General features: G+C 33.6%; 24 protein-coding genes and 1 tRNA gene. 12 read left to right on the forward strand and 13 right to left on the reverse strand.

The genetic code is table 11. The features are described 5' to 3' along the window. Window positions 1-373 precede the first annotated feature (373 nt). Window positions 374-1,648 (forward strand): HEPN domain-containing protein, encoded by a 1,275-nt coding sequence (locus ACUXVC_RS06385; protein ID WP_446025969.1) that lies wholly within the window; start codon window positions 374-376, stop codon window positions 1,646-1,648. A 98-nt stretch (window positions 1,649-1,746) separates the two neighbouring features. Here the strand turns inward: ACUXVC_RS06385 and ACUXVC_RS06390 are convergent, their stop codons facing one another. Next, window positions 1,747-2,055 carry a hypothetical protein gene (locus tag ACUXVC_RS06390; protein WP_446025970.1) on the reverse strand — a complete coding sequence of 103 codons (309 nt, stop codon included), beginning with the start codon at window positions 2,053-2,055 and terminating at the stop codon, window positions 1,747-1,749. Between the two features lie 170 nt (window positions 2,056-2,225). Then, entirely contained in the window at window positions 2,226-2,585 is a 360-nt protein-coding gene (locus tag ACUXVC_RS06395; protein WP_446025971.1) for a hypothetical protein, read from the reverse strand. Between the two features lie 186 nt (window positions 2,586-2,771). Here ACUXVC_RS06395 and ACUXVC_RS06400 point away from each other — a divergent pair, with 186 nt between their 5' ends. Beyond that, complete coding sequence (locus ACUXVC_RS06400) at window positions 2,772-3,266, forward strand: DUF6998 domain-containing protein (RefSeq protein ID WP_446025972.1); 495 nt, start codon at window positions 2,772-2,774, stop codon at window positions 3,264-3,266. A gap of 32 nt (window positions 3,267-3,298) precedes the next feature. Here ACUXVC_RS06400 and ACUXVC_RS06405 read toward each other — a convergent pair whose 3' ends face one another. From ACUXVC_RS06405 to ACUXVC_RS06420, 4 genes are all read right to left on the reverse strand, one after another. Further along, window positions 3,299-3,775 (reverse strand): hypothetical protein, encoded by a 477-nt coding sequence (locus tag ACUXVC_RS06405; protein WP_446025973.1) that lies wholly within the window; start codon window positions 3,773-3,775, stop codon window positions 3,299-3,301. An 88-nt stretch (window positions 3,776-3,863) separates the two neighbouring features. Then, window positions 3,864-4,058: a hypothetical protein gene (locus ACUXVC_RS06410; RefSeq protein WP_446025974.1), complete on the reverse strand. Its 195-nt coding sequence runs from the start codon at window positions 4,056-4,058 to the stop codon at window positions 3,864-3,866. After that, complete coding sequence (locus ACUXVC_RS06415; RefSeq protein WP_446025975.1) at window positions 4,033-4,245, reverse strand: hypothetical protein; 213 nt, start codon at window positions 4,243-4,245, stop codon at window positions 4,033-4,035. The genes ACUXVC_RS06410 and ACUXVC_RS06415 overlap by 26 nt, the downstream gene beginning before the upstream one ends. A 160-nt stretch (window positions 4,246-4,405) precedes the next feature. Further along, window positions 4,406-4,651: a hypothetical protein gene (locus ACUXVC_RS06420; protein WP_220778856.1), complete on the reverse strand. Its 246-nt coding sequence runs from the start codon at window positions 4,649-4,651 to the stop codon at window positions 4,406-4,408. Window positions 4,652-4,868: 217 nt separating this feature from the next. Here ACUXVC_RS06420 and ACUXVC_RS06425 point away from each other — a divergent pair, with 217 nt between their 5' ends. The 9 genes from ACUXVC_RS06425 (at window position 4,869) to ACUXVC_RS06465 (ending at window position 12,485) form a co-directional block, all read left to right on the forward strand. Next, window positions 4,869-6,656 carry a DEAD/DEAH box helicase family protein gene (locus ACUXVC_RS06425; protein ID WP_446025976.1) on the forward strand — a complete coding sequence of 596 codons (1,788 nt, stop codon included), beginning with the start codon at window positions 4,869-4,871 and terminating at the stop codon, window positions 6,654-6,656. Window positions 6,657-6,765: 109 nt separating this feature from the next. Then, a complete protein-coding gene (locus ACUXVC_RS06430) occupies window positions 6,766-7,449 on the forward strand; it encodes a hypothetical protein (protein WP_446025977.1) in 684 nt (227 codons plus the stop codon). A gap of 137 nt (window positions 7,450-7,586) precedes the next feature. Further along, on the forward strand, window positions 7,587-7,763 hold the full coding sequence (locus ACUXVC_RS06435; protein ID WP_446025978.1) for a hypothetical protein: 177 nt from the start codon (window positions 7,587-7,589) through the stop codon (window positions 7,761-7,763). A 258-nt stretch (window positions 7,764-8,021) separates the two neighbouring features. Then, window positions 8,022-8,516, forward strand: coding sequence for a hypothetical protein (locus tag ACUXVC_RS06440; protein ID WP_446025979.1), 495 nt, complete (start codon window positions 8,022-8,024; stop codon window positions 8,514-8,516). Window positions 8,517-8,528: 12 nt separating this feature from the next. Beyond that, window positions 8,529-8,654, forward strand: coding sequence for a hypothetical protein (locus ACUXVC_RS06445; protein WP_446025980.1), 126 nt, complete (start codon window positions 8,529-8,531; stop codon window positions 8,652-8,654). Window positions 8,655-8,660: 6 nt separating this feature from the next. After that, window positions 8,661-10,283, forward strand: coding sequence for a terminase TerL endonuclease subunit (locus ACUXVC_RS06450; RefSeq protein ID WP_446025981.1), 1,623 nt, complete (start codon window positions 8,661-8,663; stop codon window positions 10,281-10,283). A gap of 1 nt (window position 10,284) precedes the next feature. Next, window positions 10,285-10,659, forward strand: a complete 375-nt coding sequence (locus tag ACUXVC_RS06455) for an HNH endonuclease (RefSeq protein ID WP_446025982.1) — start codon at window positions 10,285-10,287, stop codon at window positions 10,657-10,659. Between the two features lie 96 nt (window positions 10,660-10,755). Continuing rightward, on the forward strand, window positions 10,756-10,956 hold the full coding sequence (locus ACUXVC_RS06460; protein WP_446025983.1) for a hypothetical protein: 201 nt from the start codon (window positions 10,756-10,758) through the stop codon (window positions 10,954-10,956). A 215-nt stretch (window positions 10,957-11,171) separates the two neighbouring features. Next, complete coding sequence (locus ACUXVC_RS06465; RefSeq protein ID WP_446025984.1) at window positions 11,172-12,485, forward strand: phage portal protein; 1,314 nt, start codon at window positions 11,172-11,174, stop codon at window positions 12,483-12,485. Window positions 12,486-12,678: 193 nt separating this feature from the next. Here the strand turns inward: ACUXVC_RS06465 and ACUXVC_RS06470 are convergent, their stop codons facing one another. The 7 genes from ACUXVC_RS06470 to ACUXVC_RS06500 form a co-directional block, all read right to left on the reverse strand. Beyond that, complete coding sequence (locus ACUXVC_RS06470; RefSeq protein WP_446026150.1) at window positions 12,679-13,530, reverse strand: pentapeptide repeat-containing protein; 852 nt, start codon at window positions 13,528-13,530, stop codon at window positions 12,679-12,681. Window positions 13,531-14,159: 629 nt separating this feature from the next. Beyond that, window positions 14,160-14,858 carry a hypothetical protein gene (locus tag ACUXVC_RS06475; RefSeq protein ID WP_446025985.1) on the reverse strand — a complete coding sequence of 233 codons (699 nt, stop codon included), beginning with the start codon at window positions 14,856-14,858 and terminating at the stop codon, window positions 14,160-14,162. Window positions 14,859-14,981: 123 nt separating this feature from the next. Further along, window positions 14,982-16,067 carry a tyrosine-type recombinase/integrase gene (locus tag ACUXVC_RS06480; protein WP_446025986.1) on the reverse strand — a complete coding sequence of 362 codons (1,086 nt, stop codon included), beginning with the start codon at window positions 16,065-16,067 and terminating at the stop codon, window positions 14,982-14,984. Window positions 16,068-16,186: 119 nt separating this feature from the next. Then, window positions 16,187-16,259: transfer RNA gene (locus ACUXVC_RS06485), tRNA-Val, on the reverse strand. Between the two features lie 269 nt (window positions 16,260-16,528). Further along, window positions 16,529-16,996, reverse strand: a complete 468-nt coding sequence (locus ACUXVC_RS06490) for a hypothetical protein (RefSeq protein WP_069355251.1) — start codon at window positions 16,994-16,996, stop codon at window positions 16,529-16,531. 589 nt (window positions 16,997-17,585) lie between these two features. After that, window positions 17,586-17,807: a hypothetical protein gene (locus ACUXVC_RS06495; protein WP_000090211.1), complete on the reverse strand. Its 222-nt coding sequence runs from the start codon at window positions 17,805-17,807 to the stop codon at window positions 17,586-17,588. Window positions 17,808-17,974: 167 nt separating this feature from the next. Beyond that, complete coding sequence (locus ACUXVC_RS06500) at window positions 17,975-18,730, reverse strand: class I SAM-dependent methyltransferase (RefSeq protein WP_446025987.1); 756 nt, start codon at window positions 18,728-18,730, stop codon at window positions 17,975-17,977. 521 nt (window positions 18,731-19,251) lie between these two features. Between ACUXVC_RS06500 and ACUXVC_RS06505 the strand changes: the two genes are divergently transcribed. Further along, window positions 19,252-19,479 (forward strand): hypothetical protein, encoded by a 228-nt coding sequence (locus ACUXVC_RS06505; RefSeq protein WP_000251856.1) that lies wholly within the window; start codon window positions 19,252-19,254, stop codon window positions 19,477-19,479. Window positions 19,480-19,562: the final 83 nt, after the last annotated feature.

A 19,562-nucleotide genomic window follows, 5' to 3' on the forward strand; every position in this document is an offset into this window, starting at 1 on the left:
GAGTTCTGGCGAACAACGCAGAGCGATGATTGATATAATTTATGTCTTTCTCCAAAATGAAGACAAGAAGTAGGGGGGGAATTTAGTTTTAATAATAATCATTTATTTGCTACATAAAGAAAACCCCTTGAATATCAAGGGGTTTTTCCTATGATCCCGACTGGCCTCGAACCAGCGACCTCCACCCTGTCAAGGTTTGACAGTGAATATAGGGTATTATTATATGTATAATTGTTGATAACTCAACTTTTCCGATAACTCTATTAACACAATTATACATATTTGATTGATACTCTACAAGAAATTTTAACAACAATGTTTGAAGTGATATAATTGAATAAAAATAAGTTAAATTTGATGGGGAGGAAGCTTATTGAAACCAGTTCGTCAAGTTGTAGAAATAACATATAAAGATGAAAGATTTATTGGATATTTAAATTTTGATGAAACAGAAAAATATTTAGAGTTTTTAGTTGAACCATTGAAGAATCGAGATGAGTTGTTAGATTGGGATTCTGTGAAAACATTTAATTGTACATTACATAATGGAAAAGTAATAAGTTGCTTTAAATGCAAATTAGTTAATACACAGAATGATAATCTGATACGTTATAATATATATATTTACGTTGAAGATAATTTTAAAAGATATGATGAATTGAAATTTAATACTATAGCTGCTATATTTCCGAAAGTAAATGTTTGGTTTGTAGGAAAAGAGTTTAAGTATAATTCGAGTTTAGAATATAAAGGACAACAAATTGATTTATCAGTTTATGAAGGGAGAAGTAGTCAGTTCAGTAAACATACTGAACTTTCGGAAAAATATCTGATAGTTCAATTAAAAAGTAATACTGAGATGGACCTAGAGTTGGTTGATGAAATATACTTCAAAATATCTGCTATATTTTCTTTCTTTATAGATAAATATGTTTCATATACTCATTATGTTGCAAGCCGTGAAAAGGTACGCACATATGAAATTTATCAGCGGGGGCAAAATCCAATTAATGACGTAAGATTAGGTCAAATGAATTATTGGATAAGTAAAAAAATGACCGATGAAGAATTTTTTAATATTTTTGTTAGACCGTTAACTCTAGCGCATTTTGATATTTGGTTTAATTATGTTGGTATCTTAAGGTCTAAACAGCTAGTAGAAGAACAATACCTGATTTATGCTCGATGCTTAGAAATAATTTCAAGAGATAATGTAGATACTAAAATATACAAAGATGCAGAACGACGTGCAAAAGGGAAAGTTTACAAAGAATTAATTGAAAGTATGGATTTAGATGAAAATTATAAAGCCAGTTTGATAGAAGCATTTAAATTTAGTAATACGAAAAGCTTTAAAGTACTTTTACTTCAGCTAATTCAAAATTCTTCATTTGCAGGGCAACTTGAACTGTTAATGAAAGGAGTAAAGTTGGATAAACTTGTGGGTAACATAGTAAATATGCGGAATCATCTTACACATGGTACACCATTTGAAAAAATAGATACGGAATCTTTGGTGTTTTATGAAGAATTAATTAAGCAGATGGTAACGTATTTTATTCTTCGAGAACATGGTATAAATGCTCCGTTAAAAATTGAACATTTATATAGTAATTTCGAAAGGTTGCCAGAGCCGTTGATTAAATAGCGGATGATTAATTGTTTGGAGGGCATGGAATGTATGGTTCAATGCCTTCTTTAGTTGAACATAAGACCGCCAACTCATAGAGTCAGCGGTCTTGTATTTTAGAAATCAGGTGTGTTGAATACTTCCGCCACCGAATCAATATATTGTTGAAATCCTTTATCGTATACTGGTTTGAAATTCACATAAAGATACCCTTCTTTTGTAACATGAATTTCTGGGTCAAATGCGATTAAATCAAATACCAAACCTTCAGCAGTTAAGTAATTTACTATGATTGCATCACCGTCAATTAAAAATGATGGCTCAAATTTTTCAGCATTCTCATCTAAATGTTGAATTAACATTCCCGCAAAATTTTCTACTACTTCTTCCACTGTTTTTTCGTTTGTTAAATATAAAATTGTCATTTTAAATATCTCCATTTCGTTTTTGTTTTTCATTACACGACTATTATATTGATTGGTTCAGTTTTGTAAGGTAGCGAAATGAACTTTTTATTTTCATGTCGTAAATTGCGATGAACTTGTGAACAAAAAGAAAACCACCAACTCCAATAAGTCAGTGGTATATTTATAGGTTAATTTAATTTTAATCCCAAGTGATGTGCAAAATGTAATGACTTGATACAATCAACAATTAATCGAGGGGTTTTACTTTCAGCAACTTTTACAACTTCAATCTTTTCGCCTTCCTCGGTATATTTCCCTAATCGCAACGTGAAGGAATCAGCAGTTGCACGCAAAGTTAAAGTGTTGTTCCACCCAAAGAAATCATCTTCGTCCATAAGAATTACTGGTGACGTTACATCATCATACACAAAACGATATTTAATACCTTCCGATTGTAATAACCAAATGATTACTTCATAGTGTTCCAATTGTTTTTCGTAATACCATTTTGTCATGTCCTTAAAATATTCATATGTTTTATTTTTCATTATTCCGTTCTCCCTTTTTTGTTTTAATCACTATACTATTATATTGATATTTAGCAATTTGTAAGGATAAATGACGGAATTTTTAAATATTTTTTAAAGTCGACTTTCTTTATATTACAAGAAAACGAATGACTTTTTTTATAAAATATGGTAATAATTAGATATATTGTGTTAGGGGTGATATGTATGTTATCTAAGGTAAATTATGAATGTATGACTTTCGCTGAAAGATTGGAACATTACAGCCGTTTAATGAAAGCTTTTAAGGATAAAAAAGATATAAGGACAAAAAACTTTGTTGGTGATATTGGCGAAACTGTGGCGATTGACTATTATAACAACACACCTTCATTACCCAATTTACGTTTTGTCGAAATTGGCGCTAAGGACATCGACGCTATTAGTGATACCAATGAGCGATATAGTATAAAAACATCAAGTGGAAGTGCTACGGGAGTATTTAAAGGATTGAACCCGCCAAATTCCAATTTGCCCGAAGAAAAGAAATTTGAATATGCAATTGTCGTGCTCTTCAATGATAATATGAAGCTGAGAGCCATTTACGAATTTGATTGGCAATCGTTTTTAGAAATTAAATTGTGGAGTAATACACATAAGGCGTGGTATATAAATATAAGCGAAAAATCAAAGCGTAAATCCAAAATAATATACGAACGATAACATACATAAAAATAAAAAACACCGTATTATTGTTACGGTGCTTTTTTAAAAGCTTTATCTTCAAATTTATTTAATTTTAACTTTTTCAGGATTGTCTGTTGAAATGCAATATTTAGGTCAACATCTTTTGTACCTATACAGTTAGATAATCCAATTAAAGAGCTACACACCACCATAATGTCCTTTTTCTTTGGGGCTCTGAATACTAAACGATAAAACCAATATGCTCCTTGTAAATTAAATGTAGCGGCTCTTAATTTTGTAGACATCCTCCTCAATTCATTGGATGTATCTTGATAGATTTTTTGTAAATCTTTATTCGAATTTTCAGTGAGTTCTAATGGATTAACAATTATATTTGTACGATAAATTAACCCATCATAAATTTCAGCAATAACCGTTTTATGTTCTTTCATTGGGTCAATAAAAAGCTTTTCAATAAACCTGCCTATTATAAATACAAAAACACCTGAGATTATTGTGATAAATGTTGGCATGAATGTTGTCATCATATGTCCCCCTTGTCTATCCATCATTTTACAAACGGTGACAATTTTCTGCAAGAAAAAAGATGTAAATAACCATATTTACATCTTTTCATTTTATATCCTTTATCATTTCTAAACGTTGTAGTCGATGTTCCTCACGTTCCTGTTCAATCCGTATAGTTTCATCGTCCTTATGAAATACGTCGCCCCACACGGTCATAGCGAACATTAGCATCATTATTATGACCGAAACGAACAACAATATCGTTTTTATTCGTTCAAAATCTACTGTTTTTTTCGCCATGAATATATCTTTCATTCGGATATTTGTCTAAAGCTTGGTCTAACCTTTCATCATGTAGGAACATGTAACATTGCCATTCTGGTTTAATTCGATTACGTGTGGAGTATAGGAACTGGCAATCATTTTTCACAAGATATTGAAACAACGAATATTTGTATACAACCTTCACAGGTTCTTTTCTCTTCATTTGTATTTCCCCTCTCATTGGTAAAACCAACTCCGACAATTTGTCCGAGTTGGAATTTTGTATTTGCGACACTTTGTTGCAGTTGAAATCTAACATCGCCAGTAACGATGTTGAAGGTCATCTCAAATGACCTTGGGATTTAAGGTAATTTCAAATTACCTTAAGATTTAACACCTCTCAAGATGTCCTCAATTCGTTCAGCAGCCAACGAGTCGAACAATTTTATTACACGCAATAAATCACAACTCTGTGTTTCTTCAAGAATTTCCGCTAGTAATCTCGTATCATTTAACAGTCCTAGTTCTACGTAATGTTCCATAGTTGCAATCCCTAAGTATGTATCTTGATGTACATAAAACAGTGTCGTAAGTGCGCCAATTGCAGAGTGAACATTTTGTCTTTTCATTTTTTAACCACCCTCCTAATTTATTCCATTTTATATATTATAATACATTTAGAATTATTCTTAAATAAGAATCGAAAAAATTTTCGTGGCTAAGTTTACATCGCAAAACTTCTCAATATAATAGCGGTGTTATGTAAAAACGAATCGAAAAAATTTTAAACAACACGGACATTAAACGCCCAAGAGTTCGACAACTAGTATATAAGTGCTCGATTACTTGCCGTTTGATGTCCCATACACAGAAAGGATATTTGAAATGAAAAGAAATTACATTACAGACGTTATCACTAAAGAAAATGTGGAAGATATTTTACAACCAGGGTTCAGCCTAATCGCATCACCCACAGGAACAGGCAAATCAACATTCATCATCAACCAATTAATCAAACCTATGTTTGAAAATAAAAAATATGGTTTCGGTCATGGTAAGTATCATAATCATGCGAGTGCAAATTCATTATTACTATCTAATCGGACAGCAGTAAGAATTAAAACCGAGGACGATGTAATACAGCTTTGTAAGCAAATCGAAGCATACGATTCCAAAAGCGTTGATGTAAGCAGTTATCAAAAGGTATCAACAACTAAAGATACAATCATGGCAATCGACGAAGCGGACGTTATTATATGTGATGAATCGCATTATTTTATTTCAGATGCTTGGAATCTTACTACGGTATTAATCATGACAAAACTTATTGAAGTAGCGAAGATAAAGCCTGTCATTCTGTTTACCGCAACACCACAATTGATTCTTGAGCACTTCAAATTTAGAAACATTAAACCGAGTCCATTCTTGGATTACCGAAAAGAATTAGGATGGGAACACAGGATGAATTTTATTTGTTCCAACAAACCATTAAAGGAAATCTTGAAAGACATTCCTGAAGATGAAAAATGGTTGGTATTTGTAGAAGATATGAAAGCACGTGGAATGATGGCAAATTTATGTGAAGAATTAAAAGAAGAAGGATATAACGTAGAATACTATCATTCTATGTGGATTCAACCACGTGATGGTATATTCCGTGGTCTGAAAGATGAAGAGATGCAAGGGAAAATCGGATTACTGGTACAGGACAAGCGTTTTAAAACTCAAGGAGCCCTTGCAAATAAAGCGATTGATAATGGCATTGATTTAAAGGACAAGGACTTGAAACATATCATCCTTTTGAATCAATTCGACCATATACAAATACAACAGATGGTAGGTCGCAAGCGCTTTGACGTAGATGACGAGGACGACAAATTAACAGTATGGTTCACGACAGAAAGCAAGTCGATTTTAAGCAAAATGTACAAAAAGTTAAACGATTCAATCGATATTTGCATTAAGTACAACAATTATCATGATGAAATGTTTGATATGTTCCGAGGTTCCACCATAAAGGAATTTGAAATAAATCAGGCATCATACACCGATGAAAAATTGGAAGAGATAACATTGGAGAAAGTGTACAAAATGTTCTTGGCAAGATATGAAGACGAGGAAATGTATGAAAGAATTGCAAAATTAAAATTGAATCGTCATTACCTACAGAATGAGCATTATGTGGGATTACTCATATTCCAACGAAAGTACATCATTCCATTACTGATAGAGAATCATGTGGAAGAAAAAGATATAACAGGCAATTGGGAAATTGTTAAGAAAAAAGACATTGTACGTAACTATCAAATTCTCGTGCGAGAACTGTTCGACCGTCCATCTAAAATTGAATGGTCGAGTAGTTACGATAACAAGAACCAAGAATTTACCAATCGTGTAGCAGATGAATTACAACCGTATTTGGAATCTCTCGAAGGTGTGCAACTTATGAATGAAACAAAGCGAGAATTTGAAACGCAAATCAGTTATTACTATGGTGCATCAAAGAAAAGTGACAGATTAGCAAGCTTTACAAATATCAACAAATTTATCGAAGAACATGGTTTCGTGGTTAACAAAACACGTAAAACGATTGATAAGGAAAAAACAACAATCTGGACGATTGAAAAAGTATAAATCACATCGGACACGAGACGGACAATAATTTATGCCATATTAATAAGTTGATTGACTTACGTCCGTTTACTGTCCGTAACAAATTATGAAAATCAAAGGAGAAATTACAATGAAAAATAATGAAAATAACATTTGGCACGGATTTGGCGAACCACATTTTGGATTTGAAACAACTTTTACAAAACAAGCGAGAGCAGAGTTTAATCCAGTTAGAGATATGTTTGAAGTTTTGGGAACTCTAGCGAAATATCCGCAGTTATTATTAAATCCGAGGATGACTTTATGCGAGGATGATTTCGTACAAACATTTCATCAAATGGTATTCAGCACAATCAAAAATATCGTTTGTAAAGACAATTCGATTAAAACGTTAACATATGTAGACATCGACAATCATCTATCGACTGATGATGAATTGTATGCACTGTGGGAAAATTGTAACGGTGTTTATTACATGCAAAACGCAATTGAATACTCCAATAAACACACATTCAAAATACATTATCGTGAACTGAAGAAACATACGTTAATGCGACAATTTGCAGATGCTGGTGTTGATATAAGCAGTGTACATGATTACTTGCAAACCGATTTACCGTTATTATCAAGAAGTGAAAAGCGTGTTAGAGCTTTAACTTATGAAGAATTGGAAAATGAATTGATACCATTGGGCAAAGGTAATGATGATATGCAACAGTTACTATCCGACCAACAACAGTTAATCGACACACACATTTCTATATTAATGAGACGCAAACAGGAGTTGCAGTCATTACAGGAAAGGTTGAAATAATTTCGTGGGATACACTTATTCCTCTTTCGTGAGTGTATATACTATATATATATACTATATAGGTACTAAATCAGTATCATATCAATACTATATACATACTATATATGTTCGGAATATTAAACGAGGGAGGATTGTTCATGGAACAGTTAGCAACAGAAGGAAAAGTAGAATCACCGCAAGATATTGTACCATTTAATATGCGTCCAAGACGGTGGATGAAAGATGAACTACAAAATGAAGCAGATAATATAAATGCGTCTCTTCATTCATTTATTCTTATGATTCTAGCAGATTATTTAAATAGGAAGAAATAGGAATTGAATATAAATATTCAATTTAATTATTAGTATATAGTAATTGTATATACCCCCTGTATAGGTGGTTTCTTGTAGAAATGAAGGACGAAAGGACGAGGTAGAGGTTTTGGTAAAAAATTTCCGTCCCCACATTTCAGAATTTTTGAATTTTATATCAAAAACACGTCATTTCTGACATCAAAATATCGTTCAAACATGCACCAGCTTTGGGTTTCTTTGCCCAAGTTGGTGTTTTTTTATGAAAGGAGAATGTACATGGGTGCAACTAAATCAGTACATCAAATGACACGGAAAATGAAAAAAGAAGACCGTGAACTACGTGAAGAAAATGAAGCGGAATTAGTAAAAAAGAAGACGAAACCGAAAATCACACTTCCGTTATCTGATGCAGCAAAAAAAATGTTCAACTCATTAAAAAAGCGTTACGTCCATCTCACTGTAGATGAATCTGACACATTAACTTTATTGGCATATGCGTTAAATGAAATAAGCAAAAACATGGAGGAACAACAACATCATCACATACTGTCTGAAGAATATCGTGACTTGAAAAAGAACATATCCGATTACAACAAACAAGTTATGCAGTATATGTCGGTACTGTCCATTCATTTGAAGGATAAATTACAGCTCTCGAATGAAATGACAAAGATTGCAATTGAGGAAAGAAAACTCGATGCAATGAATGAAACGAACCAACAAACGATTAATCCGAAGCAAGAAAAATTAATGCACATTTTAAATAAATAAGGAGGAACTACAATGAACAAATCTTATGAATATGCAATGCAAGTGGTAAATGGTGAAGTCGTGGCTCCTTCTCAGGTACGGAAACAATGCGAGAACTTCATTCATGAATTTGATACATTGCAACATCAAGATAATTAAAAGTACATGTGGAACACAACAATTGAAAAAACAATTAACGCAGTTATTGACTGTTTAAACTTTGCTCGAGGAGCTAAATCGAATGAGCCTATGTTTGAAAATCTAGCATTATCACAATGGTTCTTAATTCAAAATGCTTTCTGTTGGGTACATAAAAAATATCCTACAATCAGAAAACATCGTGAAGTTATATTCACTGTTGCACGTAAAAATTCTAAATCTGTAATTGCTTGTATTTTCCACATCTTAGGATTCTTCCTTGACGAGGACAACCAAACACATTACATAGGTTCAAATACAAAACAACAAGCAGGAATCATTTTTGATGAACTTGTAGCAATTATAAAAGCATCGCCTGATATATTGCCACTGTTCAACATCAAGAAAACGTATTTGGAGTTCATTCCAAAAAATTGCAAAATCATACCACTGTCAGGTGATGCGTCTAAATCAGATGGAACCATGGTGTATATGGCAAGCGTCGATGAGTTAGGGGCGGATTCAGAAATTTATAAAATGGTATCAAGTTTGGAAACTGGTATGTTCGGACCTAAATCACCATTAATTTTAAAAATCAGTACAAGTTACCCAATCGCAAATGATTACAACTATTGGAAATCAGTTGTTGACGATATGATTGAAAATACCATGTCTGGTAACACGAAAAAACCGCAAATGTTCGGTATGGCATATTTGATTGATGAACCATTCCAAGAAATCATATTAGACGGTAAAAAAGCACGACGTTGGCAAGACCCTACCGTGTGGCCTGAAGCAAATCCTTTATTCAATGACGTTCCATCGCTAAGTGAAAAACTTCATGAAGATTATGCAACAAAAACGCTTCCTAAAGACATTCACTTGTTCAAAACGAAAAACTTGAACATATGGCAATCCGAAAACATAGACGATGGTTCATTCTTTGTAGATAAGGAAACTATCAAAAAGTACAAAATGGTAGACATCGAGGATTGGGAATGGTGGCGTAATAAAAAACAAGTATTTATCGGTATCGACTTAGCACCATCTCGTGACAATTCTTCAATCACATTCGCATGGTACGATGTTAAACACCAAAAAGTATACATCAAAAATATGGTGTATTATGCAAAAAATATGGAAACAGAAAAAATTGAAAGAGAGAGGATTCCGTATGACCAATACAGTAAAAAAGGTTGGTGTAAACCCCTAGGAGAAGAATCAGTAGATTTCGTTGGTATCGGTAAAGATATTCACAAAATCATAACTGACTACAATATTAGCTTGGCAACCATCATGTATGACGTGGCACATAGTTTTGAATTGGTGAGATACATCAATGAAAATATCGAAATGGAAGTCAATGCAACGGTGGTAAAACAAAATTCCAGAGAACTAAGTCCTGTTATTGATACATTGCAAAAGGAAATTTATGACGGAAACGTATTTTATGCTCCAAATAAATTGCTTGTATCGGCATTCATTAATGGAGAGCTCGAGTTCCGACAAGGTAAGTCGTATATCAAGAAAAACTCCAAAGTTAAAAACAAGGTTGATTCACTGTTCGCAACATTTAACGCATACAAAGGCATCATGTTTTATATTCAGTTCAACAGATTCAAACCAAATTTTGACGTGGTAGTGTTTTAATATGAATAACAAACTCTGTGGTGTTTGCGGAGACATTGTTCCAATTAACGAGCAATGTCTTTGTAACAAACCAAATAAGAGTGAGGCCAGTAAAAAACATATCAGTGGTACAAGACGGTTTCAAAAATTACGTAAGTACATTTTAAACCGTGATAATTATACATGCCAACGATGTGTAATCAAGTTCGGCAGAACAGATGAAACGATACATCAAAAGTTACAAGTGCATCATATCAAATCTTGGCGTGACTTCCCTGAACTAGCATTCGAAGAAAGCAATCTGGTCACTTGTTGTAAATCATGCAACCTTGAGTTAGGTAACAAAAACAAATTGGATTTCCCATTGCAGCCACTCCAAAAAATAATTACATTTTAAACGGCATTTTTGCAAAAAAGACCTTTCCCACCTACCGTTTAGCGTATATATACTATGAACACGTCTTTTTCAAAGACGATTGGAAAGGTGGAATTTATGAATTTAACGTTAGAACTGTTAAAACAATTGGACTATCCAAAAGAATTGCTTATCGTATACAACCGTAACAAAATTCAAGAATACAAGAATGCAGGCATGAAACCGAAACAAGCAACTGATAAGCTGAATGACACACTTTCGGAACATGACTTGCCTTTAACAAAATTAACAACAACACGAAATTATTATTATATGTAATGTCGAATGTAGCATATATCATATCATTTTCCTCAAACCTTGCCAGTGATGTGATATATGGTGCATTTGACACTACTTTTCTTTTCGTAAAAGCTTTAATACCGTTTAGAACCCATGGGTTACTCTCTTTTCTCCGTGGGTTCAATAATGATATTAAATTACCGAATCCGTTCATGGCGAGCGGATTTTTGACTTTATACAAGGAGAGGTTTTATATGGGAATATTCGGAACATGGTTCGAAAAAAGAAGTGATAATGATAATTTAAATGCCATTCCACGTGCAGACGCATTTGGGAATTTGTTCGGCACAGAGGAAGTTACGGAAGATAAGCTTATGAAAATTCCAACCGCAAAAAAATGCGTGGATACAATTACAGAAACAATCGCATATTTGCCAGTGTATTTATACAAAGAAAATTCTGATGGCGAAATTGAAAAAGTACACGATAATCGTGTTCATTTGCTAAATCATGAGCCAAATGATTTTACACAAGGAATCAATTTGAAGCGTCATATGGCGAAGGATTTGCTCCTTTATGGACGTTCATACACACGTATTGTGGAAGCAGGAAATACAGTTTTAGCCTTGCATCCTGTTAATGCAACATCTGTTAATGTAACGCATCGTGTTAAATATGGTCATGAAATCATTGGGGCGGATATTATTTTAACCGTTTCCCAAAATGATTCTTTAGGAACAACAAAAGAATTGAAATATAAACCGTATGATTTCGTAATAGCCACACGAGAATCCACAGATGGTTTAACTGGCAAAGGCGTTATCAAACACGGGCAAGACATTTTCAAATTAGCACTTGCTGAAATGGAGTATATGACGAATTATTTTGAAACTGGAGCATTACCAATTGGTCTTTTATATACCGAGAATGGTGTTTTCCTAAATGAGGACCAACAAAATTCGTTAAAATCTGCTTGGCAGAAACTTTACGGTGGAGTTAAAAATGCGTTTAAAACTGTTTTATTACCAGCAGGTATTAAATATCAAGAGCTTTCTCAGCCGAAGCCAACAACACAAGATATGCGAAATTCTTTTGCTATTGATATATGTAAAATCTTCAACGTTCCATATGGGATGATTTCAACTGAAAGTAGCCAATATCAAAGCTTAGAACAGAACAATCGAGCGTTTTTAACAACTACATTATCACCATTCATTGCTTCTATCGAATCAGCACTCGATAAAGCGTTACTACTTGAATCAGAAAAAGAAGAAGGATACTTTTTCCGCTTTGATACAAGTGAATTGTTAAGAACAACAAAAAAAGAACAAGTTGAAATGGTCATCACTGGTATGAAAGGTGGAGTATTCACAATTAACGACGGTCGCAAAATTTTGGACTTGCCACCAATTGCTGAAGACATCCTCGCATTAGTACCTGGTGCACCATATCTAAACATTAACACTGGTAAAACGGAAGTATTCGGTTCGGATACTCCTACACCTTCCGAAAAAACGGAAACAACAAATGAAACAGATACTGAGCAGGACTTGTTATCCATGAACTAGCAAGTTCCTTTTTATTTTATGGGACTTCCATCAGTTATCAAGACCTAAATTGTAAAAAGTCATAAAAAATAAAGGGCGATACATATTAATCATGTCTAATATGTATCGCCCTTTAATTGAATAAGGGATTCCGTATCAATTGAACAGAGATAATCTTCAAAAATCTCCTTCAATACACAAATTATGGACAAAATCAGTTAATCCAATGAGAGGGTCGTTGTATATGAGAAGGTAATATTGTCTTTACATCACCTTTAGCTGAATTAATTTGCATTTGAGTTAAAAACATACTCGTAGATAAGTTTGCTCCCCTTAAATCCGCATCACGCAAATCAGCGCCAATAAAATCAACACCTCTTAAATCTGCATTCCTCATATCTGTAGCAATCAAATATGCTCCCCTTAAATCTATCGCCTTTAAATCTTTACCTCTTAATTTTTTGCCAATCCAGTCGGCTCTTTCATGATTATAATTCTTGGCATTTTTAGTGTCAGGTAACTTTGCAATTAAGCTTTCTCTAATATACTTGCTGGTTTCCGAAAGCAATTTATTCAACGGAAATCTATATATAACTATATCGAGATGTAATAATTTATCAGCATCGAATTTAGTTAAGTTCTGCAATTCTTTTAACTGCACACTCAATTTATCAGACAAAGCATGAGATATGTCATACGACAAGGCTTCTGCCGTGTACGCAATCATTTCATGTATTTGTTCCATAATCGGAAACACTCGGAACATTTTATCTCCAATTTCAGGATTATCTCGCCAACTTTGACCTTTAAAAGTAACTTGAGAAACGACTTGTCCAGCACCTAAACAATCAAACACTGTACAGCCCTTAAAACCTTTCTCTCGTAGGTTACTGTGAATTTGACAACCATAATCAGATTGTAAATTAACACAAGGTGTACCTGCTGGCTTGTTAATTGGAAAATCACTCGATGCTACAATATTAAGCGCTGTGCAACAAAGTCCAAAGCATTTCGTACAATCAGCCGTTAAACTTTCTCTAATATTTTTGGCTGTTTCATTATACATTTTTATAACCATTCCTTTCGCTTCACTCAAAGCATAAGACACTATGATGATTTATTTCAGATTTATTTCAGACTTATCTCCTCTTTAAATTTCTATTTTTTAGTTGAGGAAAAACTACCTGATTCTATTATACAGGATTCTTCAACAATCTGGCCCGCTTGTTGAACAAGTAAGAAACGACCTTGTCACATATGATAATTTACCACCAGGAACAGTAGGTAAATTATTAAGTGTTTCAATTTATGTTATAGGCTTAGGAGCAAGTGTAAATGGAACACAATTAGCATGTGTACTGGTTCATCCAAATGCTTACACTTTAGTCATGGGCGCCCTTGTTTTTTTCTAATAAAATCACTGTTTTACCAAGAAATTTCCCCACATTTTCTTTTTAGCCACGTCTTACAAAATACTAATTTACAATATAATAGTATTATGAAAGGCAGGTGAAAACACGCTCATTTTTCACATTCTCTTACAAACCCAATATTTTTCAAATTCCAAATTTAAAATTTAAAATATCTAAATTTCATTTTTCTCACGTATCGGACGGTTGGTACGTGAGATTTTTTGTATATACCACGGACAGCAAACGGACAGTATTTGAGCACAAGTTAATAAGTTGTCGAACTCTATACCGTTTCGTGTCCGTTATCATTCAACCAATCATAAAAGAATTGACTCATAGGATTCTCATATGTTCGTGTTCCATTACGGAACGATATGCGATTGATTATGTTATTAATTGCTCCACGGATATATGCTCCTATATTACTAATCCCCTTTTTACTTTTAACTTCATCAACCACCTTGGAGAACATTTTCTTACTGATGCCATTTTTACGTGCGAATACATATTCATTGTGTATTACATCATTGTTAACAGTATTATTTAATGTATTATGTTTATCGTTTTCTGTTTCTTTAGAAACAGTATTTTGATGTTCACAAGGGTGCTCTACAGGTTGTTCTTGTTGTGGTTCATCGCATTGTTGCTCCACGATATACACGTTAGCAGATTGTTGCTCGTTTTTACGTTTCGCTTCGTTGATTGATAATAGACCGATTTTCTCCATTAAAGCGAAGAAACGTCGAACAGTCGATAACGATATTTTCATATCAAAGCGTTGAGCAAACATCTTTTGAAATGTACTGTATGCAATGCTGAACACCCCACTTCCCTTTTTCGCTAAGTCGGATATTAAATACACACATCGTATCTGTAAATCACTGTATTCCCATAGTTCGTGTGCTTTCTGAATGAATAATTTTGCATCATATTTTAATTTCGAATAACGTGTTAATTCTTCTGGTTTACCATTTAACAACATGGCTCATTCTCCTTTTCATGGAGAAGAAACTTTGCTACAATTAAATAAGCAAGTCCTTCTCGGATTTGTGCTGAACCGTTTAATCCCAAACTTTGGTCGGTGGGGGAGTAGACGGTTTTATTTTTATTTCCTTCTATTATTACGTTTACGATTGATTACATTTTCACTTCCAAAGAATCCATGAGTAGCATGTTTTTCTTGCACGGTAGTATCCGCTAAATGGCTATAGATGAGCACTGTTCGTAAGTCAGCATGTCCAAGGATTTTCCGCAATGATTCAACGTCACCAGAAGATGATAGATAATGAGTGGCGGCTGAATGACGTATCAAATGTAAATAGAATCGCTTTTTAATTTTGGCTTCAATAGCGTATTTTCGCATATCACGTAATACATTGTTTTTACTTAGCATACGACCGCTTAATGATAGAAAAATTAAATCATCAACATCATCCTCAAACGCTTCATTTTCTTCGAGCAATTGTATTAGCAAACGATATGTTTTATTTGATAATGGTACAGTACGGGTTTTGCGTGATTTGGCATTAGTGGATTGAATAATTACCGCTCGATTTGTATGGTCAATATCTGATGGCGATAACAACAATGCTTCGGTAATACGAAACATGCCATCAACGAGAAGGTGTAACAATACGCAATCACGAAAATGTTTGAAACTCTTATTAGAATACGATTTCGCCACTTTCAATAAGTTGTTTAATTCATCAACTGAGAGAATATCAATTTGTGTGTTATCTTTACGAAATCCCTCGAATTTATTGAATGGATTTTTGCTGATAATTTCTTGGCGTAAACACCAATTTATAAATGTTTTCAAACGTTTAATCCTACTGGAAATCGTTTCATCCGCTAATCCAACAGTTTGAGCACTTTCAGGCACGTAAGCATGACCATCAAAGCGTACATATTCATTTTTTAACCAGTAAACCCAGTCGGAAATGAAGTTTGTTGTAATGTCGGTCATATAAAAGGTTTGAGCATTTTGTGTTTCATGAAATGTTTTAATGCTGTTAAACATAAGAAGGAATTGATTCAATGATTTGGGGCGTAAATTCTGTTTTACTTTGCTATCAACAAATCTTTCAAATACACGCTCAACAGAATTTTCTTTTGAAATTTTGCTAGTTTTTCGTTTGTGGGGTTGTCGTTTTTTTACGATTTCTTTTTCGGTGAAATATGTTAAAGACATAAAAAAACCTCCTTCAGTCTCATTTAGAGTTAAAGGAGGGTTTCAATCAAAACTTGAGCGGTACTCACCGTTAGTTTTGCTCAAAATATGAAATTATCAACAGTTGATACAAAAGGATATGACCCCGGAGAGGTTCGAACTCACGACCTCCACCCTGTCAAGGTGGCGCTCTCCCTGCTGAGCTACGGGATCCCAACTATAAATGTTACCATCAGCAATGTGTTTTCATTTCATTCGTGTAATTGAAGGATTTGTATAATCTGTTGAATATTGTAACATTTGATGTATTTCTATAATAGCAACAAACTTTAATAGTGTAAAGATTTAATTTTCCGAATACTATAATTCCAATTTGTATATAAAAAATAAGCCCCGAAGAGCTTATTTTAATAATAATATCACCGCGATTATCAATGATATTTTCAAAAATACAATCATAAATAATGGGGCTCGTTCATGAGTTATCGTCCTGTAACTGTCATTCCTGCTGTGTAAATTGTATCTACAGAACCGTCAGCACTTACAACTTCAACTTTATAGCGATATGTTCCATTGTCTGAAATGTTTTCGCCATATCCTGTGAAAGTAGAAATTTCATCATTACTTCCAGCTGGAACCCATTGATTTTGCCAATGGAAGAAAGTATCATATTCTCCCCAGTTATCGCCATATTTTTTCTCGATGCTGACATTGTAATGAATATCTTCAGCTCGTTCATTTGTAATTCTTGCAATTACGTTTTGACCGAAGCTATATTCTGTAGCGTGTACTTGAACTGTAACACCATTCAACGTTTCGCTAGGACCACAAATATAACGACAGAACTCGCTTGCTCCGTCAGCATTTGCCTTCGGTGTATCAATGTTCATAGCTGTTAAACCGCCTAAAGCTAAAGCTCCTGTTAATAATACTTTACCAAATGCTTTCACTTAAAATTCCCCCTAAGTATATTTTCAATTCGTTCCATAGATATCACATTAAGTAGTTTTATAACGTTAATCTAATCGAACACTTTTTTCCTCGAGTGCATTCGCTATGAATCTTTCATCTTGTAGTAATCTAATCTCTACATAAAATTTCATAGTTTTGATTCCATATATGTATCATGATTTACATAGAACAAATCTGTTAATACGTTTTGGTTAATTGCTTATCCCACTACTTTTTATTACCTTTTATTGGTAAAACATTGATTTTATTATATACCATTATTATCTATTTACAAGAGAAAATCATACTGTATGCAAAAGTGCATAATAAAAAACACTGCTTGTATTCTGAATTACAGAATACAAGCAGTGTTGAGTTTCAATTAATATTTGATTGGAACCTAATGCTTATACATATATCATCGTTTATTAAAGTCATAATTGATAAACCTTGTCCAGGGGACGCCCTTTCTGCTGAGCTACGGGATCTTCAAGAGGGAAAGTATAAGCGATTATGAGAGTAATGTATGAAGGGATAATGATGAGAAGCGAATTTAGTAGAAAGTAGTCTTTGGATGTAGAGGTTATATTATTTCCGATACCAATCCAAAGGACCTTCATCACTCAAATCAACAAGAAAAGGGAACAAGAAGTGTAAAGGTAAGCTTATAAGTTCTGGCATAGCGTTCACTGTTTTCTTTGATAGATATTGCCTCCCAAAACAATACGGACAATCTTTTTCAAATGCCAAGAGTATCGACCATACGTCTTTTACTTTCCATTTCGTTTTACAATACGTACAACGCGCCATTGAGTTCCTCCTCATTTTAAGGTGTTTTCTAATAGATTCTACTTTATTGTACGAAAGTCATTTGAATTTGATGTGGTAAAATACAAAACAAGCCTAACCCCGTTGTACATGTGGGAAGGGGCTAGGCTTGTTTTAATTTCGATCAAAGTCTCTTTGTATCAGGCTGTTTATACATTGCCTAGATAACTTCGCGTTAAATTCGGGAGAATAATTTTTCCATTTTTACTGTGTTTTTCGAATAGCTCTGATAGGAGAAAAATAAAATTTTTATACTGTTCGTCATTTTCTTTCGGAGCATAAGATGCTGATAAATTCCTTCCCAAAAACCCTCCATAATCAAAAAGTAAATCATTTTGATATTCTTTAAACTCATACTTTCCATCCTTAAAAAAGCTATTAAATACTTCTGGAGTTTCATCTATTCCACCGCTAAATCCTTTAAAGTTTGGACAGGTTTTCTGGCAAATTTCTGCGTTCTCTTTAATAAGTGGACTAGTTAAATCTCTACTATTCCAAACAAGAGCAACATTTGCTTTTTGTTTTAAAATTCGTTGGCATTCGATTTTGAAAGCCTCTTTATTAAACCAATGAAATGCTTGGGCAACAGTTACTAAATCTACACTATTTTCTTTTAAAGTGGTATGTTCAGCAGTTGCTTTTATGGATTGAAAACGAGAATATAGTTTTAACGATTGCTCAGCGATCTTCCTCATATCATCATTTGGTTCAACTCCAATAACATGTAAACCACTTTCAAGCAGCTGGTGGCTAAATATCCCCGTACCTGAACCAATATCAGCCACAATCCGATTCCCTTTCAGTTGGTTAGCTGAAAGCAAGTAATCAATATATTCATTAGGATAACTAGGGCGATATTTTGCATATATATCGGCCCTGTCAGTAAAATTTTCTGTTGTTTTCACAGTACTACCTTCTTTCTTACGATATTATGTACAGAAATAGAAATTAAATATGAATTCCGGCATCAGTCTCTAAGTCTACAATTTAAGAGTCCAGCTAAATAGAAAGCCTCAGTTTCTTTATTCAAATATCCTTTATCCGTTTAGTATACTATTTTAGATAATATCTTCCAAAAGACTAGAATGGCTTACTCAATTATGTTTTAAAGTGTATATTTTTATGGATTTATTTAATAATTTATGAGCGATTGTATGTCGTATTACGTTTACGTAGGTAAGAGATTTTCATTTTTGCTATTTAAATTGGCCAATATATCCTTTTTACAATTTACTGAAAATCATGTATAACAGAGATACATGATTATTTTATCTCGCTATTTGCGGGCAGTAAGATCCCTTACCTCGAAATTTAGCAAAAGTAAAGAAGTTAGGTTGGGGTCGGGATGGCCGTAAAAGTCCGATTGGTGAGGGTTGATTAAAGTTTCACTTTATAAATATTCAGAAGTAGAGGGAGAAAAGTTGTAATGGTAAGAAAAACATTCAAGATGCGCGTGTCTAAAAATAGAACGATTTCGATTAATGGCTCGATTCTTGATGTGGATGTTACACATGATGAATTTTTACAAGAGTTTGTTGAGTGGGTCGATTCTAAAGGTTGGTCGTTTATGGGGATAACGGATGAGATTACGCCCGAGGAAGCTAGTCAAAAGTTAATAGATTCGTTGATTGATGAGAAGGATAAGAAAGAGTAATTCCTTCTTATTTTTATTGTATATTTATGTTCTTTATCGTAAAAATATGATATAGTAAAAAATAGTGAAAATTCTTCCAGTTT

This window comes from Bacillus sp. N6 (genome assembly GCF_052805735.1).

Coding starts and splice junctions, on each gene's coding strand:
- ACUXVC_RS06390 (WP_446025970.1), bottom strand. CDS start 2,055: ATGACAATTTTATATTTAACAAACGAAAAAACAGTGGAAGAAGTAGTA.
- ACUXVC_RS06395 (WP_446025971.1), bottom strand. CDS start 2,585: ATGAAAAATAAAACATATGAATATTTTAAGGACATGACAAAATGGTAT.
- ACUXVC_RS06400 (WP_446025972.1), top strand. CDS start 2,772: ATGTTATCTAAGGTAAATTATGAATGTATGACTTTCGCTGAAAGATTG.
- ACUXVC_RS06405 (WP_446025973.1), bottom strand. CDS start 3,775: ATGACAACATTCATGCCAACATTTATCACAATAATCTCAGGTGTTTTT.
- ACUXVC_RS06410 (WP_446025974.1), bottom strand. CDS start 4,058: ATGGCGAAAAAAACAGTAGATTTTGAACGAATAAAAACGATATTGTTG.
- ACUXVC_RS06415 (WP_446025975.1), bottom strand. CDS start 4,245: ATGAAGAGAAAAGAACCTGTGAAGGTTGTATACAAATATTCGTTGTTT.
- ACUXVC_RS06420 (WP_220778856.1), bottom strand. CDS start 4,651: ATGAAAAGACAAAATGTTCACTCTGCAATTGGCGCACTTACGACACTG.
- ACUXVC_RS06430 (WP_446025977.1), top strand. CDS start 6,766: ATGAAAAATAATGAAAATAACATTTGGCACGGATTTGGCGAACCACAT.
- ACUXVC_RS06435 (WP_446025978.1), top strand. CDS start 7,587: ATGGAACAGTTAGCAACAGAAGGAAAAGTAGAATCACCGCAAGATATT.
- ACUXVC_RS06440 (WP_446025979.1), top strand. CDS start 8,022: ATGGGTGCAACTAAATCAGTACATCAAATGACACGGAAAATGAAAAAA.
- ACUXVC_RS06445 (WP_446025980.1), top strand. CDS start 8,529: ATGAACAAATCTTATGAATATGCAATGCAAGTGGTAAATGGTGAAGTC.
- ACUXVC_RS06450 (WP_446025981.1), top strand. CDS start 8,661: ATGTGGAACACAACAATTGAAAAAACAATTAACGCAGTTATTGACTGT.
- ACUXVC_RS06455 (WP_446025982.1), top strand. CDS start 10,285: ATGAATAACAAACTCTGTGGTGTTTGCGGAGACATTGTTCCAATTAAC.
- ACUXVC_RS06460 (WP_446025983.1), top strand. CDS start 10,756: ATGAATTTAACGTTAGAACTGTTAAAACAATTGGACTATCCAAAAGAA.
- ACUXVC_RS06465 (WP_446025984.1), top strand. CDS start 11,172: ATGGGAATATTCGGAACATGGTTCGAAAAAAGAAGTGATAATGATAAT.
- ACUXVC_RS06470 (WP_446026150.1), bottom strand. CDS start 13,530: ATGTATAATGAAACAGCCAAAAATATTAGAGAAAGTTTAACGGCTGAT.
- ACUXVC_RS06475 (WP_446025985.1), bottom strand. CDS start 14,858: ATGTTGTTAAATGGTAAACCAGAAGAATTAACACGTTATTCGAAATTA.
- ACUXVC_RS06480 (WP_446025986.1), bottom strand. CDS start 16,067: ATGTCTTTAACATATTTCACCGAAAAAGAAATCGTAAAAAAACGACAA.
- ACUXVC_RS06495 (WP_000090211.1), bottom strand. CDS start 17,807: ATGGCGCGTTGTACGTATTGTAAAACGAAATGGAAAGTAAAAGACGTA.
- ACUXVC_RS06505 (WP_000251856.1), top strand. CDS start 19,252: ATGGTAAGAAAAACATTCAAGATGCGCGTGTCTAAAAATAGAACGATT.